The following is a 16060-nucleotide window of genomic DNA, read 5'->3' as shown; positions in this document are numbered from 1 at the left end:
CTATCCATAAATACGTAGCGCAGCTTTGAAAGTTTCTAAGTGCAGATTTACAAGATCATTCATGTTTTGATAGCCCCCAGCCAATACAAACATCAGCGGAATATCTGCACGTTTAGCCAATTTAAAGACCATTTCTTCGCGTTTCTGTATCAAAGCGGTACTAAACCATGATGAGCCAAATGGGTCAGCTTGATGACAATCCATTCCTGCTTGATAAATGATTAAATCTGCACCCCATGCTTTGGCATGCTGTATTCCCTCATGTATAGCCAAGGTATATTGTGCAAAATTTCCACGATCTTTATGCACATGCCGAGTTAAAGAACGTTCATAAGTAGGACAACCAAAACGTAGCCCATAAATACTAAAGTTAAAAAGGTTCTCTAAGCGTCTAGTAAACTCAGCTGTACCATTCCCCCCATGTTGATCGCAATCGAGTACAAAGATTTTTTTATTCGGATTCTGCTGTGCCACCAAAGCCAAACCATTGAATGTGCAAAATGATCCGCCATATTCATACACTGCATGATGAAAACCCTGTGCAACATTTGCTGCAATGCCTTTTTGCAAAGCCATTTCTGCTGCCATCAACTGTCCTGCATTTATTCTCAGCACTGCATCTCGAAGCTGAGTATTCCAAGGCTTAAAACCTGAAAAGGTCGCAAGCTTAGTGGGCTGCCCTGTCATAAATGCGTCCACATAAGCAGGATCATGCACTTGGCTTAAAATTTCAGCGTCAATACACTCAGGTTCGTGTATTCGGATGTTCTGCCATTGTTCTAAAGCTGTTCCAACTGCTAATAATTTTTCCATACTATTGGTATGGGTATGAGCAAAATATTTTGGCGAAAAGCATACATCTAACATGATGGAAACACTCAAAGTTGCGCTATTGCCACATCTATTAATTGCTGAAGCTCAGTCGTACCTGGACTATACAGACCATTATCCACTTGCTGCTGAAAATGCGTACTGAATGCACGTTTTCGATTTTGTGGCGACACAGCCAAAGTCGTTAAGCGTAAAAACCACCAACCAGAAATGGCCTGATAAGGAATCACAAAACCTTTAAACTCACGATTTTGTCGTTTTTCAACTAATTGTTCAGCATCATAACTCACGGAAAAAAGTGAACCCGCTGGAATACGAACACCATTCATGAGTACAGGTTTCAAGCTGATACAAGAATGGTTATCCCCCATATTTAACTTTTCCATAAATAAGGGCTGACCGTATTCATCTACAAAAATATTAATTTCACCGCTACGTAATACACGTCGATGTGCAATTTTCAAAAAGAAATTTTCAGCCATTGGACATGAGCCAACTTTTGGCTTATCAACCAGTGCTTGCACTTCAACAATTTGGTTTTCAATCGAGGATTTTGGCAAAATCACATCTTCAATCAAGGAACAAATAAGCTGACTTTCTTCCAAATTTGCATGTTGCTGGATTTGACGCAAACTTTTTTGAAAATGCAATTCTTTCTGTAAAACCTCGTAAAAGTCTGGGGATTGTTTCAATTGCTGAATATTTTGATTTAAATTTTGATTTAAATCTAGATGACGCCAACTAGACAAATCTAAATGATAAGCACGACTTTGATCTAAAATTTTGCGTAAACCATGCGTGTCATATTGATCAAAGAGTTTGAGATCTTGAAATTCATGTGATGCACGCGGCAAATTAATATATTCAGCTAATACACGTGTGGCTTGAGTATATCCACAGCCACGTCGTTCTGTTTGATGTGAGTAATGCTCATTCAGCATTTCTGTCAATTTTTCTGACAAAGGATATGCATGCTCCTGAAAGAGCCGAACAACTTCATGTGCAGTAGCAGTCATGTATTTAACCAATCAAATCTGTGATTCAATTATAGATTTAAAATAACACTTATGAGTTAATTGATTTTTACTAAGCTATTGAAATTATGCAAATAAAAATACACTACGCAGAAAATTCACCAACCAATGCACAATTTATTTAGACAGACTGCTGCATTTTAATCCAATCTAATTGATCAACTGCATATTTTCAGTTCAATATCGCTGCGGAGGAATCGAATAGCTACCGGTAATATGAGCCACAGGCTCTTCAACACCCTCTGAATAAACCAATACCTCACCATAAATGATGCTTTTACCGACTTTAAGTAATCGACATTCTCCCCGCAAATCTTTATTCGCCTCAGGCTTCCTTAAAAAGTTAATATTCATACTTGTGGTGACTGCAAGTCCGACAATTCCAATCTCTGCAAGTATTGCCACATACAATGCAAAGTCCGCCAAAGTCATCATGGTTGGGCCAGAAATCGTATTGCCCGGTCTTAGATCTTGTTCTGTGACATGCCAAATTAAGGTCGCGGTTTGCTGTCCAACTTCTTTAATCGTGCAGTTTTTTAAACTTGGGGCAAATTCACGTTGTAAAAAATCAATAATCGCCTGCTTTCGATGCGGCATAAAAAAATCATCCATAACTTATGCTATGAATGATTTTTAAATCAAATACCTAAAGATTACTATGGCATTTTAGATCTGCTGCAAATGCAATAATGCCTGTTGAAAAACCTGTTCAGGTGTTTGCGTCGCATCAAGGCGCTTCATGCGTGCAGGCTCATTTTCATGGATTTCAGCAAAACCTGAACGCACTTTCTCAAAGAACGTTGCTTTCTCTTGTTCAAAACGGTCTAAAGCACCACGCTCTCTTGCTCTTAACATTCCTGTTTCAATCGGTGCATCAAGCCAAAAAGTAATATCCGGTATACGCGCAACAAAACTTGCATTTAAGACATTGAGCTTGTCACGATCTAAACCACGTCCTGCACATTGATAAGCAAAACTCGAATCAGCAAAACGATCACATAAAACGATTTTACCTTCTGCCAATGCAGGTAAAATCACGCGCGCCAAATGCTGTGCGCGTGCAGCATACATAAGTAACAACTCTGTATCATCACTCATTGCTTCATCATAATTGACGGCCAAAAGTAATGCACGAATTTGTTCAGCCATAGGTGTACCACCCGGCTCACGTGTAAGTACAACATTTTTACCCAAATTTTGGAAATGATCATGTAATTTACGAATGAGTGTAGTTTTACCCACACCTTCCGTACCTTCAAAGCTAATAAACATGCTCACTCCTTAGTTTTTCGCACGAATTACAGATAAATATTCTTGTACCGCGCGGTTATGGTCTTGCAAATTACTACTAAATTTATGGCCGCCATTTCCTGTTGCAACAAAATATACATTGTTAGATGAATCAGGATGCATCGCGGCTTCAATTGCTTTTTGACTCGGCAAAGCAATCGGTGTAGGCGGTAAGCCATTGATCGTATAAGTATTATATGCTGTAGGTGTACGTAAATCTTGGCGAGTGATATTGCCTTGGTATTTATCGCCCATGCCATAAATCACAGTTGGATCTGTTTGCAAACGCATCCCTTGTTTGAGACGACGCACAAATACACCAGACACTTGTTCAAGCTCACTATCAATACTGGTTTCTTTTTCAATAATCGACGCCATAATTAAGGCTTCATATTTATCTTTGTACGGTAAATTTTGAGCTCGATTAGTCCAAGCCTGATCTAAGGCTTTGATTTGTCGGTTATATAAATCCTTCAAAATTTTTCGATCAGACTCGCCTTTTGCAAAGAAATACGTATTCGGTGCAAATAATCCTTCAGGGTGTGAATACGGAATGCCGAGCTCTTTTAAGATTTCTGCATACGGTAAATGACTGATGTCATGCGTTACCAATGGGTCATTTTTTAAAGTATCAATGAGTTGCTTAAATGTCGTCCCTTCGATCACTAGAATTCGATTCATTTGCGCATTTTCAGAATTAGAAATCAACTCCATAACTTCTCGCACACTCATGCCTTCATGGATTTCATACACACCTGCTTTTAAGGTGTCATTGATCATGAACTTTTGGTACAACTTCAAAATAATAGGAAAATTAACTTGTTTCTCTTTGGCTAGTCTGTCAATAAATCCTGAATAGGTATCCCCTGCACCAATCGCCAACATTTGCTTTTTGCCTTCCACAGGATAGGCTTTAAACAAACTCGACCACAGTAAGATCGCCACAAGTACAACGATACCAAGTAGCACAACCAAACATGCTTTAAATGGAAAACCTGCTTTGGCAGATTTTTTCTTATTTGTTTTTTTAGACACGGTGGACATATTAACGAATCTGACTTAATTGAAGTGTTCGGAAAAGTTCAATACAAGCTTGAACATCTAACTCAACTCCATTCAGAGTTGATGCAATTTTCATGGGACTTAAGGCATTACAGAAAAAAACACTCTGAAAATGCGTAATTTCATCCATATTGACGTGACGTTGAGTACATGGAATCTGAAGCTGCTGCATCCGTTTTAAAATTTCTGCACGCATGACACCATGTACGCCATTATAACGAAGTTCGGGCGTAATCCATCCTTCATTTGTGCGAATAAAACAATTACTGCTCACACCTTCGACAACTGTACCTTGCACATCCGTCACTAAAGCTTCGCCCCATGGGGTTTGATCCAACTCTGCTTTGAGCATGACTTGTTCTAATCGATTTAAGGACTTTAAGCCCACCAAACTTGGCATGGTTAACCCAATAGCTTGATGTAATACACCACTTTCGACAGTTTCGTACTCAAAATCTGCAACGGTTTTGGGGTAATAAAACACCCAAACATCTGCTGGGTGCTCAGGTAAACTATAGCCACGCTGACCAATACCACGACTCAACACAATTTTTAAAGTGCCATTGACGACCTCTTGTTTACGTAACAATTTTAAAGTGTCTTCAATAAGGTTTAAATCTGCATTTAGCTTTAATCGCTCATTGCTCAGTTTTAATCGTGCAATATGCAAAGCTAAAAGTTCTATTTGTCCTTGGCGAATACGTGCCGTGCTAAAACAGCCATCGCCATAGTGAAAGGCGCGATCCAGTAAATTAACTTGTTCTATTTGCTGCGCATTTTTAAAACACTGCATACGTCGTCATCCCAATTACATCACTTTATTTTAAAAAATAATCGCTCAGCATATATTTCTTTTTTGTTCATATTAAATTCTTTTTTAATTATTTTTTCTGCATTAAAACTACAGATATTCTTGCCTCATCCAACAAAACATGTATAAAAATTGAGGACAACATGAATCTATCGAAATTAAAACTTGGGGTTTTGGCTGCATTCATTTCTGCCACAGCATTCAGTGCATCTGCCAAAGATTTCTTAAATGTGTCATATGATCCAACCCGTGAATTGTATGACAACTTCAATAAAGACTTTAGTGTTTACTGGAAAAAAACCACAGGCCAAGACATTAACTTTAAACAATCTCATAGTGGATCAGGTAAACAGGCTCGTGCTGTTATTGATGGTCTAGATGCCGATGTCGTCACTTTGGCCTTGGCTGCAGATATTGATGAAATTGCTGCACGTGGTTTAGTTGCAAAAGACTGGCAAAAGAAATTCCCACAAAATTCAACGCCGTATACGTCAACCACTGTGTTCTTAGTACATAAAGGCAACCCGAAAGGCATCAAAGACTGGGGCGATTTAATTAAACCGGGTGTCGACATTATTACCCCGAACCCAAAAACATCGGGCGGTGCGCGTTGGAACTATCTAGCAGCGTGGGCTTGGGCCAAACATCAAGCAGGTGGTAATGATACAAAAGCCCAAGAATTTGTCCGTCAAATTTATAAGCAAACCAAAGTTCTCGACTCAGGCGCACGTGGTGCAACAACTACATTCGCTGAACGTGGTATTGGTGATGTATTGCTGGCTTGGGAAAATGAAGCACATTTGGCAGTTCGTGAACAGCCAGGTAAGTTTGAGATTGTGACCCCTTCACTTTCTATCTTGGCCGAGCCGCCTGTTGCGATTGTAGAAAAAAATGCCAAGAAAGATGGCAATGAAAATTTAGCCAAAGCGTATTTAAATTATCTGTACTCACCTGCAGGTCAAACCATTGCTGCACAGAACTTTTATCGTCCACGTAATGCTGCGGTACTAGCAAAATATAAATCCGTCTTTAAACCTTTAAAATTAGTGACTATTGATAAAGAGTTTGGCGGTTGGAGCAAAGTGCAGAAAAAGCATTTTGAAAATGGTGGCGTCTTTGACCAAATCGTGAAGACCAATAATTCCAAATAATGCTTTAAATACCGAAAAGCATCGTCCTTTCGCATAAGGTCGATGCTTTTTTTTCGTAGCTACGTCTGTTATCTTTTTTATTCATATAAAATTCGTTTTTAATTATTTTTTATGCATAAAGATTGGCGCTATTCTTCACCCATGTTACAGATAAAGTAAAAATTATTGAGGTTCACATGAGTATTTCCGCAAAATTAAAATTGGGTGTTCTTGCTGCAGTCATTTCGACGGTTTCTTTTGGCGCAGCTGCAAAAGACTTCTTAAACGTATCTTACGACCCAACGCGTGAACTCTATGAAAGTGTGAATAAAGACTTCAGCAAATATTGGGAAAGCCGTACAGGTCAAAAAATTAATTTTAAACAATCTCATGGTGGTTCAGGCAAACAAGCGCGTGCCGTCATTGATGGCTTAGATGCCGATGTGGTGACTTTAGCTCTCGCAGCAGATATTGATGTGATTGCAGAAAAAGCCAAACTTTTACCTGCAGATTGGCAAAAGAAACTTCCGCAAAACTCAACGCCATATACCTCAACGATTGTATTCTTAGTCCGTAAAGGCAACCCCAAAGCAGTTAAAGATTGGGGCGATCTAGTTAAACCAGGCGTGGGTATTATCACCCCAAACCCGAAAACCTCAGGCGGTGCACGTTGGAACTATTTAGCTGCGTGGGCTTGGGCAAAACATCAAGCGGGTGGTAATGATACAACAGCTCAAGAATTTGTCCGTAAGATTTATAAAAACACCAAAGTACTCGATTCAGGCGCACGTGGTTCGACTACGACCTTTGCTGAACGTGGCATTGGTGATGTATTACTGGCTTGGGAAAATGAAGCACATTTAGCGATTCGTGAACAACCGGGTAAATTTGAAATTGTGACCCCTTCACTTTCAATTTTAGCTGAGCCACCTGTTGCTGTTTTAGAAAAAAATGCAGAGAAAAAAGGCAATCTTTATTTAGCCAAAGGTTATTTAAACTTCCTTTATTCACCACGTGGTCAGCAAATCGCAGCTCAGAACTTTTACCGTCCACGTAACGCTACAACGCTTGCACAATACGCATCAGTCTTTAAGCCACTTAAACTCGTAACCATTGATAAAGAATTTGGTGGTTGGGATAAAGTCCAAAAAGCACACTTTGAAAATGGCGGCGTGTTTGACCAAATCGTCAAAGCCAACAATGGAAAATAAGACCATTCATTGACTGAATCAGGAGAACTTGACATGACACATACAGTAATTGTCCCGGGTGTAGGCGGTAGTGAACACGCACATTGGCAATCTTGGTTACAACGTCAGCTCATGTCTAGCTCTCGTGTTCAGCAAAAAGACTGGAATCATCCTGTACTCAAGGACTGGATTAAACAATTCGTTAAAACCGTACGACCTTTACAGGGTGAAATTCAAATTGTGGCGCATAGCTTTGGTTGTTTAACCACGGTGGCAGCATTGGCCTTGTATCCAGAACTCAATAAAAAAATCAAAAATTTAGTTTTGGTTGCGCCAGCCAATCCAGCACGCTTTGGAGAAAAAGGCTTTGCACGCGACAGTACAACGGATTACAAAGCATTTTTTCATCAGCTGAGTATTCGTGTGCCGACAACGATGTTGATTAGTGAAAATGATCCTTGGCTTGGCTTTGAAGATGCAAAACAACTTGCAGGTGCTTGGAAGCTCTACCCTGTGAATATGGGCGCTGTAGGACACATTAATGTTGCATCAGGTTTTGGGCCGTTTCCTGAAATTTTCAATTACTTAATTTCAGAAAACCACATGAAACATATCAGCTTTACTGATGAAAACAAGTATTTATTTCAATTTGCTTTTTAAGTACTGAGCATTAAGCTTGTCGCAAAATCATTTATTCAATTTTGCTGACCTTTTAAGTCAGCTTTTCTCATTTTGAGGAGTCATCATGTCGCAGCGATCCCGAGTGCTGCCAGGATTTGGTCTTTCTCTAGGCTTTACCCTAGCGTATTTATCCTTAATTGTGCTCATTCCCCTTTCGGCCGTATTTATTAAATCTTTAGGTATCGGTTGGGATGGACTATGGGAAATTTTAAGCTCAGAACGTATTTTAAAATCGTTACAACTGAGTTTTAGTGCCGCCATTATTGCTGCGTTAGTCAATGTGGTTTTTGGTTTGCTCTTAGCATGGTGTTTGGTTCGTTATACCTTCCCGGGTAAACGTATTATCGATGCATTGGTTGATTTACCTTTTGCATTGCCAACTGCCGTTGCTGGTATTGCACTGACTTCGTTATATGCACCGACTGGTTGGATCGGTCAGTACCTTGAACCCATTGGCATTAAAGTCGCATATACCCCGATCGGTATTACCTTGGCTCTCATCTTTATTGGTATTCCTTTTGTGGTTCGTACTGTACAGCCTGTACTGAGCGACCTAGAAACTGAACTTGAAGAAGCAGCTTCTGCACTGGGTGCAAATCGCTTTCAGATTGTGACCAAAGTGATCTTACCTATTCTATTTCCTGCGCTGTTAACAGGTTTTGCTTTGGCCTTTGCTCGTGGTGTGGGTGAATATGGATCGGTGATTTTTATCGCAGGTAACCAACCCTTCAAGACTGAAATTGCCCCATTGATGATTATCTCTCGCCTTGAAGAATATGATTATGCAGGTGCGACCACGATTGCTGTTGTGATGCTGGTGATTTCTTTTGCCATTTTATTCTTAATTAACTTGGTTCAAGCATGGGCAAGTCGCCGTACAGGGAGAACTGCACGATGAATACGAACAGTAATGCGCTTGCGGAAAAATTACAGTCGCGTGATGCAACGCGTGAACCGACATGGGTTCGTTATACCCTGATCATCATTGCTTTAATTTTCTTCTTAAGCTGCCTGATTCTGCCATTGGTTTTGGTTTTCGTTGAAGCCTTTAAACAAGGTGTTGGCGTTTACTTCCAAGCACTGGTACATCCAGATACATTATCAGCAGTAAAACTTACGTTACTGACAGCTGTGATTGCCGTACCGTTAAACGTCGTTTTTGGTGTAGCTGCGGCATGGTCTGTTGCCAAGTTTAATTTCCGTGGTAAATCTATTTTAACCACGATTATTGATATGCCATTTTCAGTCTCTCCAGTCATTGCAGGCTTAATGTTGGTACTGATTTTTGGTACTCAAGGTTGGTTAGGCGGCTGGCTGATGGATAACGACATCAAAATTTTATATGCCGTTCCAGCCATTGTCCTTGCTACTGTGTTTATTACCGTTCCTTTTGTGGCACGTGAGTTGATTCCATTAATGGAAGCTCAAGGGACTGAGGAAGAAGAAGCGGCAATCGTCTTGGGTGCTTCAGGCTGGCAGACATTCTGGAAAGTGACACTTCCAAATATCAAATGGGGCTTAATCTACGGCGTGATTCTCTGTAATGCACGTGCAATGGGTGAGTTTGGTGCAGTTTCAGTGGTTTCAGGTCACATTCGCGGCGAAACCAACACCTTACCGCTACACGTAGAAATCCTTTATAACGAATATACCTTTAGTGCTGCTTTTGCTGTGTCTTCACTATTAGCGCTCTTGGCGATTGTGACCCTGATTTTAAAAACATGGGTTGAACTACGTCAGGAACGACAAGACAAGCGTAAAGAAGATTCACAAGTTTCTTAAGGAATGACCTCATGAGTATTCAAGTAAAAAATATTGAAAAACACTTTGGTGCATTCCATGCACTTAAAAATATCTCTTTAGATTTTCCTGATGGTCAGCTCGTTGCGCTGCTTGGCCCATCAGGCTGTGGTAAAACTACTCTGCTACGTATCATTGCAGGTCTTGAATCTGCCGATGGCGGTCAAGTGATTTTAGAAGGTGAAGATGCCACTAAAGTTCACGTCCGTGAACGTGAAGTTGGTTTTGTATTCCAGCATTATGCACTGTTCCGCCATATGACCGTATTTGACAACATTGCTTTTGGTTTACGCGTACGCCCACGTGCAATACGCCCATCTGAAGCTGAAATCAAAAAACGGGTTACTCGTTTGCTTGATCTTGTTCAGCTTGGTTTCTTGGCTGACCGTTACCCAGCTCAGCTTTCAGGTGGTCAACGTCAACGTATTGCCTTAGCGCGTGCTTTAGCGGTTGAACCGCGTGTGTTATTACTGGATGAACCTTTTGGTGCATTGGATGCCAAAGTTCGTAAAGAATTACGCCGCTGGTTACGTACCTTGCATGACGAACTCCACATCACCTCTATTTTCGTGACCCATGACCAAGAAGAAGCGCTTGAAGTGGCCGATCAAATCATTGTGATGAATAAAGGCAACGTAGAACAGATAGGCTCGCCACGTGAAGTTTATGAAAAACCTGCAACACCGTTTGTATTTGACTTTTTAGGTCAAGCCAACCGTTTTGAAGGTCAAAATAGCAATGGCCTTTTTCAAATTGGTGAAGACCGAATTTTGTTGCCACAAAATGCCAATGCACCGCAAGGCAATGTCATTGCCTTTGCTCGTCCGGATGAACTGCGTATTCATGCACAGCCGCAAGAAAATGCCATCCAAGCGATTTTTGTACGTGAGCTTTGGATTGCAGGTAAAGTCATTGCTGAACTGCATGACCGCCAAGGCAATCTGATCGAAATTTCATTAACGGCTGATGAAGCGAAAGCGCATCAATTCCGCCCAAATCAAACGGTATGGTTAAGTGCAACTAACTTGCATTTATTTGAAAACCAAGTTGCATAAAACAATAAGTTGGGGCCTTCACAAGCCCCACTTGCTTTTAAGGTAAAATAAAATTATGAATTTCCAACAATTAAGAATTATTCGAGAAACAGTACGTCAGAATTTTAATTTAACAGAAGCGTCTGCTGCACTTTACACCTCGCAGTCTGGCGTGAGTAAACACATCAAAGATCTAGAAGATGAACTTGGTGTACAGCTGTTTATCCGTAAAGGTAAACGTCTACTCGGTTTAACCGAACCAGGCCAGTCATTATTGGGTATCGTTGAACGTATGCTCGTAGATGCAGATAATATTAAACGTCTGGCAGATGACTTCAACAAAGTAGATGAAGGGACATTGACGATTGCGACCACACATACGCAAGCACGTTATGTCTTGCCGCCGATTGTGAACCAATTTAAAAAAGAATTTCCAAAAGTTCATCTAATTTTGCAACAAGCAAGTCCTGTAGAAATTACAGAAATGCTTCTTCAAGGTGAAGCGGATATCGGGATCGCAACCGAATCATTAACCAATGAAGATAACCTGGCAAGCGTGCCTTACTACAACTGGCAACACAGCATCATTACGCCTAAAGAGCACCCACTGACCCAAAAATCAAATATCACCATTGAAGATTTATCGAACTATCCAATTATTACCTATCACGGTGGTTTTACAGGTCGTTCAAAAATTGATAAAGCCTTTGAAGATTCAGGCTTTGATGTTGATATCGTGATGTCCGCACTTGATGCAGACGTTATTAAAACCTATGTTGAACTCAATATGGGGGTGGGTATTGTCAACGATGTGGCATATGACCCAGAACGTGATTACCGTTTAAAACAAATTCCTACCGATATTTTTGGTGTTAATACCACTTGGATTGCTGTTCGCAAAGGACATTTACTACGCGGTTATGGCTATGAGTTTATTTCTTTATGTTCACCAGATGCTGACATCAAAGCGTTGAAAAAAGTCGCTTACCCAGAAGACTGATACCCCAATTGACGAATTAAAGAGGACACATGCTGTCCTCTTTTTTATTGGTAAATTCATATTTTATCTAAGTTTTCTTGGTTTTATTTTTAATTGTGATTAAAATACGTTCAACATAATAAAAATTAAAACTTCATTACTTCCGACCCATAAGCCAGAACTTTATGAAAAATCAATTCGTCGCAGTGGCAGTCGGTATCGTCTGCCCCATACAAATCATGTATGCAGCAGGGATAGAAAACTCAGATCAATCGATCTCGGCCTTTTTTGAACCCGGAAATTATACTGAAGCCAGTTTCGCTTATGTTGATGCTCAAATTGACGGGAAAGTACAGAACCAAGCTTCAATTAGTCAACTAGGCGTAACTGATTTTTCTACAGGGAATCTTGCCCATCAACAATTTTCTGGGAAATTAGCACTCAAAATTCAACCACATGAAAGTATTTCTGCGGGAGTAATTTATGAGCAACCTTTTCATACTGATATCAGTTATCAATATAGTCCTCGCTTACCAGATAGCTCAAATATCGATATTGAAAGCGCCGATATTAACTTTAGAACGCATAACCTAACTGGACTGGTAGGCTATCAACCCAATAATAATTGGAATATTTATAGCGGTTTAAGCCTACAAACATTTAAAGGTGATTTAAAAATTTCTGGGCAACAATATGCTGCTCTCAATGGCTACCATGCCTATTTTAAACAAGATGAAGCGCTTGGTTGGCTGCTCGGTTTAAGCTATCAAATCCCTGAATATGCTATTAAAACTAGCCTAACCTATCGTTCAAAAATCAAACATGAAAATAAGACCTCTGAATCAACTTTATATTCAAATGGTCCTTTTCAATTAGTACCAGAAACCCATACCTCCATTCAAACGCCACAAAGCGTCAATTTTGAATTTCAAACAGCCATTAGCCCACACAATGTTGTTTATGGCACAGTTCGGTGGATTAATTGGAAAGATTTCAACATTCAGCCACCGCAGTTTAATGCCGTGCTTCAATACGCAGCACTCGATCAACAATACCGTGATTTAGCTGATATCCAATTGGTGGAATATCAGAAAGATCAATGGTCAGGAAAGTTAGGGATTGCACATCAATTGAATCCGAATTGGCTCGCTGCTGCAGAGTTTATTTGGGACAACGGGACAGGAAATGCAGCGTCTACCTTAAACCCAAGTGATGGCTATCGAGGTTTAGGTTTAGGTATGATGCATAAATTTAACCCGAACAATTTTCTAGCGACTGGCCTGTATTATATGAAACTCTCAAAACCATCGAATACTGAAACATCTCATATTTCAGGTCTTGCAAGTGTCTCAGACAATGATGCCATGATCTATGGTCTGAAATTTGGTCACAGATTTTAAACGCTTTCTAAAAACAAAAAAAACGAGCCGAAGCTCGTTTTTTTTGTTTCAGTAAGAACTTACCAATGGTAGCTCACACCTACTTTACCTACTGGAAGCCATTCGTATTTGTCATCTTGTTCGATGCTACGTTCATGGTCAGCAAGTAATTCGCGGTCAGCAGGAGTACCACCAACAGCCGTTAATTTTGCAGTTGGGTTACCAGTGTAATAAGCACCTACTTCACCGAATACGCCCCAGTTTTTATTCAATTTTGGTGCAAAACCAAGACCTAGGTATGGTGCGATATCGTTATCGTAAGATACTTTACCGTTTAGACGTTCGAAAGAAGTTTCTTTACCATCAATTTCGATTTCACCGCTTTTCGCTGTAGATTTCAAGCCATATTCAGTGTCGATATAACCTACACCCGCAGCAACATAAAGACCTTGAGCCCATGGATTAGCACTTGCACCCCAAGGACGTACTTCTGCATTTAAGTAACCAACTTTGTTATCCATATCCATGTCGTATTTTACGCCATCTACAGATAAGTCATCTGACCATGAAATATCACCACCGTTATAACCTAAAGCAAGGCCGACGTATGGGTTCGCAGTCCAAAGTAACGCACCACCATAACCAGTCGTACCCACTTCTAGACGAGCGCCAGTTGGGATAAGTTGGTTTTGATCAAATGCATAGCCATCATGAACTACAGAGGTATCTGCCATTGCAGTACCTGCAGCAGTAAGTAGAGCAGCTACTGTTAATAAACGTAATGATTTCATGTGTTTCTCCTCAAAATAAACTGTTATTCAGATTTTACAGACTTGTTATATGGCACATGTTAAAAGGAAACACAGCTCAACATTTATGCAAATTTACTGATTTTTTGTTAACTTTTGATACATTTAGATTTTAATATTGATTAATAAAGAGTTTTTGTTTCATTCTTTTAAATATAATAATGATTCTTGAGAACAATTCTGTATATTTTGCGTATTTTTTATACAAACCTTATGAAAATGCTAAATTCATCACTCTTAATTTCTTGGTTTTAGTGCTTGCTTAATAATTAATTCCGATCCTAGGCCGATTTACCATCTATTTTTAACTCGATATAGTGTAAAATCTTGGAAAATTTTTTTCTGGATGGAAGAACATGTCTCAGCTTTCAACAATCATTGAACAAGCGTTTGAAGACCGTGCTAATTTCACTGCAGCTGACTGTCCTGCTGAAGTACGTGCAGCAGTAGAAGAAGTGATCGCTGGCCTAGACAACGGTACATTACGTGTTGCTGAAAAAATTGATGGTGAATGGATTGTTCATCAATGGGTGAAAAAAGCCGTTTTGCTTTCATTCAAATTGAACGACAACAAACCAATGGAAGCTTGTGACTTACGCTTCTATGACAAAGTTGATACTAAGTTCTCTGACTGGACTGAAGAACAATTTAAAGCTGCTGGTGTACGTGTAGTACCACCTGCTGTAGCACGTAAAGGTTCTTTCCAAGCAAAAAATGTTGTATTGATGCCTTCATATGTCAATATTGGTGCATATGTTGACGAAGGTACTATGGTTGATACATGGGCAACCGTTGGTTCATGTGCTCAAATTGGTAAAAATGTTCACTTATCTGGTGGCGTTGGTATTGGTGGCGTTCTTGAACCACTTCAAGCGAATCCAACAATTATTGAAGATAACTGCTTCATCGGTGCACGTTCTGAAATCGTTGAAGGCGTAATCGTAGAAGAAGGTTCTGTGATTTCTATGGGCGTATTCATTGGTCAATCGACTAAGATTTATGACCGTGAAACTGGCGAAATCCATTACGGTCGTGTTCCTGCTGGCTCTGTTGTGGTTTCTGGCAGCCTGCCTTCTAAATGCGGTAAATACAGCCTATATGCTGCAGTAATCGTGAAAAAAGTTGACGCGAAAACTCGTGCGAAAACAAGCTTGAACGAATTATTACGCGAAGACTAAGTTTTATTTCAGCGGAGCATTCGTGTTCCGTGGAGCTTCTATCGCTCCTCGTCTCTACGGTTAGCAATAATCGTAGAGATTTTTTGTTTTTTTATATCTGGTTAATTTTGTTATGAGTACCCTTCGATCTTCCGCTATTCCTGTTTCTGATCCGTCTGCGGGTTTACGTATTACGGAGATTTTTTATTCATTGCAAGGTGAAGCCAATACCGCAGGTTTGCCTACGGTCTTTATCCGCTTAACGGGCTGTCCGTTACGTTGCACTTATTGTGATACAACCTATTCGTTTGAAGGTGGTGAACGCCAATCATTAGAAGAAATTATTCAAACTACTTTAGATTTTAAAACCCCTTATATTTGCGTGACGGGTGGTGAGCCGCTTGCTCAACCGAACGCCCTTCCCCTCATGACTCGTCTGGCCGATTTAGGCTGCGAAGTCTCATTAGAAACCAGCGGTGCTTTAGATGTCTCTAAAGTTGATCCGCGTGTTTCTAAAGTTATGGATTTAAAAACCCCAACTTCGGGTGAAGTTGCACGAAATTTGCTTAGCAACTTCGATCATCTAACTCAACACGACCAAATCAAATTTGTGATTTGTAACCGTGAAGACTATGAATGGTCAAAACAGCAAGTTGAGCGCTATAAGCTAAACGAAAAAGTTAGCACCATTTGGTTCTCCCCTGCATTCGCAGTAGAAAAAGGTGCGGTTCGTTTACCTCAACTTGCACGTGATTTAGCACAATGGATTTTAGAAGACCATCTCCCTGTTCGCTTCCAATTGCAATTACATAAATTGCTTTGGAACGATGAAACTGGTCGTTAAGTTTTAAAGAATTATTTGGAGTAATGCAT

17 protein-coding genes are annotated in these 16060 nt (G+C 40.1%); 10 read left to right on the top strand and 7 right to left on the bottom strand.

Going from position 1 to position 16060, the window contains the following annotated elements; all coding sequences use genetic code 11:
* The 6 genes from FTT92_RS02165 to pabC form a co-directional block, all read right to left on the bottom strand.
* Window positions 1-867, bottom strand: coding sequence for a histone deacetylase (locus FTT92_RS02165; protein ID WP_180171313.1), 867 nt, complete (start codon window positions 865-867; stop codon window positions 1-3).
* Window positions 868-878: 11 nt separating this feature from the next.
* The gene (locus FTT92_RS02160; protein ID WP_180171312.1) at window positions 879-1847 is read right to left on the bottom strand and encodes a hypothetical protein; all 969 of its coding nucleotides are present in this window, start codon (window positions 1845-1847) and stop codon (window positions 879-881) included.
* A 195-nt stretch (window positions 1848-2042) separates the two neighbouring features.
* On the bottom strand, window positions 2043-2462 hold the full coding sequence (locus FTT92_RS02155) for a PaaI family thioesterase (protein WP_180171311.1): 420 nt from the start codon (window positions 2460-2462) through the stop codon (window positions 2043-2045).
* Between the two features lie 69 nt (window positions 2463-2531).
* Window positions 2532-3137, bottom strand: coding sequence for a dTMP kinase (gene tmk / locus FTT92_RS02150; protein WP_180171310.1), 606 nt, complete (start codon window positions 3135-3137; stop codon window positions 2532-2534).
* 9 nt (window positions 3138-3146) lie between these two features.
* Window positions 3147-4199 carry an endolytic transglycosylase MltG gene (mltG, locus tag FTT92_RS02145; protein ID WP_180171309.1) on the bottom strand — a complete coding sequence of 351 codons (1053 nt, stop codon included), beginning with the start codon at window positions 4197-4199 and terminating at the stop codon, window positions 3147-3149.
* 1 nt (window position 4200) lies between these two features.
* Window positions 4201-5010 carry an aminodeoxychorismate lyase gene (gene pabC / locus FTT92_RS02140; RefSeq protein ID WP_180171308.1) on the bottom strand — a complete coding sequence of 270 codons (810 nt, stop codon included), beginning with the start codon at window positions 5008-5010 and terminating at the stop codon, window positions 4201-4203.
* A gap of 161 nt (window positions 5011-5171) precedes the next feature.
* On the opposite strand from pabC, the gene FTT92_RS02135 reads away from it, so the two are divergent.
* The 8 genes from FTT92_RS02135 to FTT92_RS02100 all read left to right on the top strand — a co-directional run bounded on the left by FTT92_RS02135 (window position 5172) and on the right by FTT92_RS02100 (window position 13242).
* Window positions 5172-6179, top strand: a complete 1008-nt coding sequence (locus FTT92_RS02135) for a sulfate ABC transporter substrate-binding protein (RefSeq protein WP_180171307.1) — start codon at window positions 5172-5174, stop codon at window positions 6177-6179.
* 176 nt (window positions 6180-6355) lie between these two features.
* A complete protein-coding gene (locus FTT92_RS02130) occupies window positions 6356-7369 on the top strand; it encodes a sulfate ABC transporter substrate-binding protein (RefSeq protein ID WP_078192016.1) in 1014 nt (337 codons plus the stop codon).
* Between the two features lie 33 nt (window positions 7370-7402).
* The gene (locus tag FTT92_RS02125) at window positions 7403-8008 is read left to right on the top strand and encodes an alpha/beta hydrolase (protein WP_180171306.1); all 606 of its coding nucleotides are present in this window, start codon (window positions 7403-7405) and stop codon (window positions 8006-8008) included.
* An 85-nt stretch (window positions 8009-8093) separates the two neighbouring features.
* Entirely contained in the window at window positions 8094-8927 is an 834-nt protein-coding gene (cysT, locus tag FTT92_RS02120) for a sulfate ABC transporter permease subunit CysT (protein WP_180007627.1), read from the top strand.
* Window positions 8924-9811: a sulfate ABC transporter permease subunit CysW gene (cysW, locus tag FTT92_RS02115; protein ID WP_078192018.1), complete on the top strand. Its 888-nt coding sequence runs from the start codon at window positions 8924-8926 to the stop codon at window positions 9809-9811. Before cysT ends, cysW begins: the two co-directional genes overlap by 4 nt.
* Before the next feature lie 11 nt (window positions 9812-9822).
* Entirely contained in the window at window positions 9823-10884 is a 1062-nt protein-coding gene (locus tag FTT92_RS02110) for a sulfate/molybdate ABC transporter ATP-binding protein (RefSeq protein ID WP_180171305.1), read from the top strand.
* A 55-nt stretch (window positions 10885-10939) separates the two neighbouring features.
* On the top strand, window positions 10940-11863 hold the full coding sequence (locus FTT92_RS02105; RefSeq protein ID WP_078190345.1) for a CysB family HTH-type transcriptional regulator: 924 nt from the start codon (window positions 10940-10942) through the stop codon (window positions 11861-11863).
* 164 nt (window positions 11864-12027) lie between these two features.
* Complete coding sequence (locus FTT92_RS02100; RefSeq protein ID WP_180171304.1) at window positions 12028-13242, top strand: OmpP1/FadL family transporter; 1215 nt, start codon at window positions 12028-12030, stop codon at window positions 13240-13242.
* A gap of 59 nt (window positions 13243-13301) precedes the next feature.
* On the opposite strand, the gene carO is transcribed toward FTT92_RS02100, so the two are convergent.
* Window positions 13302-14012 carry an ornithine uptake porin CarO gene (carO, locus tag FTT92_RS02095; protein WP_078192021.1) on the bottom strand — a complete coding sequence of 237 codons (711 nt, stop codon included), beginning with the start codon at window positions 14010-14012 and terminating at the stop codon, window positions 13302-13304.
* A gap of 374 nt (window positions 14013-14386) precedes the next feature.
* Between carO and dapD the strand changes: the two genes are divergently transcribed.
* Both dapD and queE read left to right on the top strand, forming a co-directional pair.
* Window positions 14387-15208 (top strand): 2,3,4,5-tetrahydropyridine-2,6-dicarboxylate N-succinyltransferase, encoded by an 822-nt coding sequence (gene dapD / locus FTT92_RS02090; protein WP_078190347.1) that lies wholly within the window; start codon window positions 14387-14389, stop codon window positions 15206-15208.
* A 112-nt stretch (window positions 15209-15320) separates the two neighbouring features.
* Window positions 15321-16031, top strand: a complete 711-nt coding sequence (gene queE / locus FTT92_RS02085) for a 7-carboxy-7-deazaguanine synthase QueE (protein ID WP_180023340.1) — start codon at window positions 15321-15323, stop codon at window positions 16029-16031.
* Window positions 16032-16060: the final 29 nt, after the last annotated feature.

It is taken from the genome of Acinetobacter sp. YH12023, assembly GCF_013420135.1.
Taxonomy (GTDB): Bacteria; Pseudomonadota; Gammaproteobacteria; order Pseudomonadales; family Moraxellaceae; genus Acinetobacter; species Acinetobacter amyesii.
This window is presented reverse-complemented; position numbering and strand designations above follow the sequence as displayed.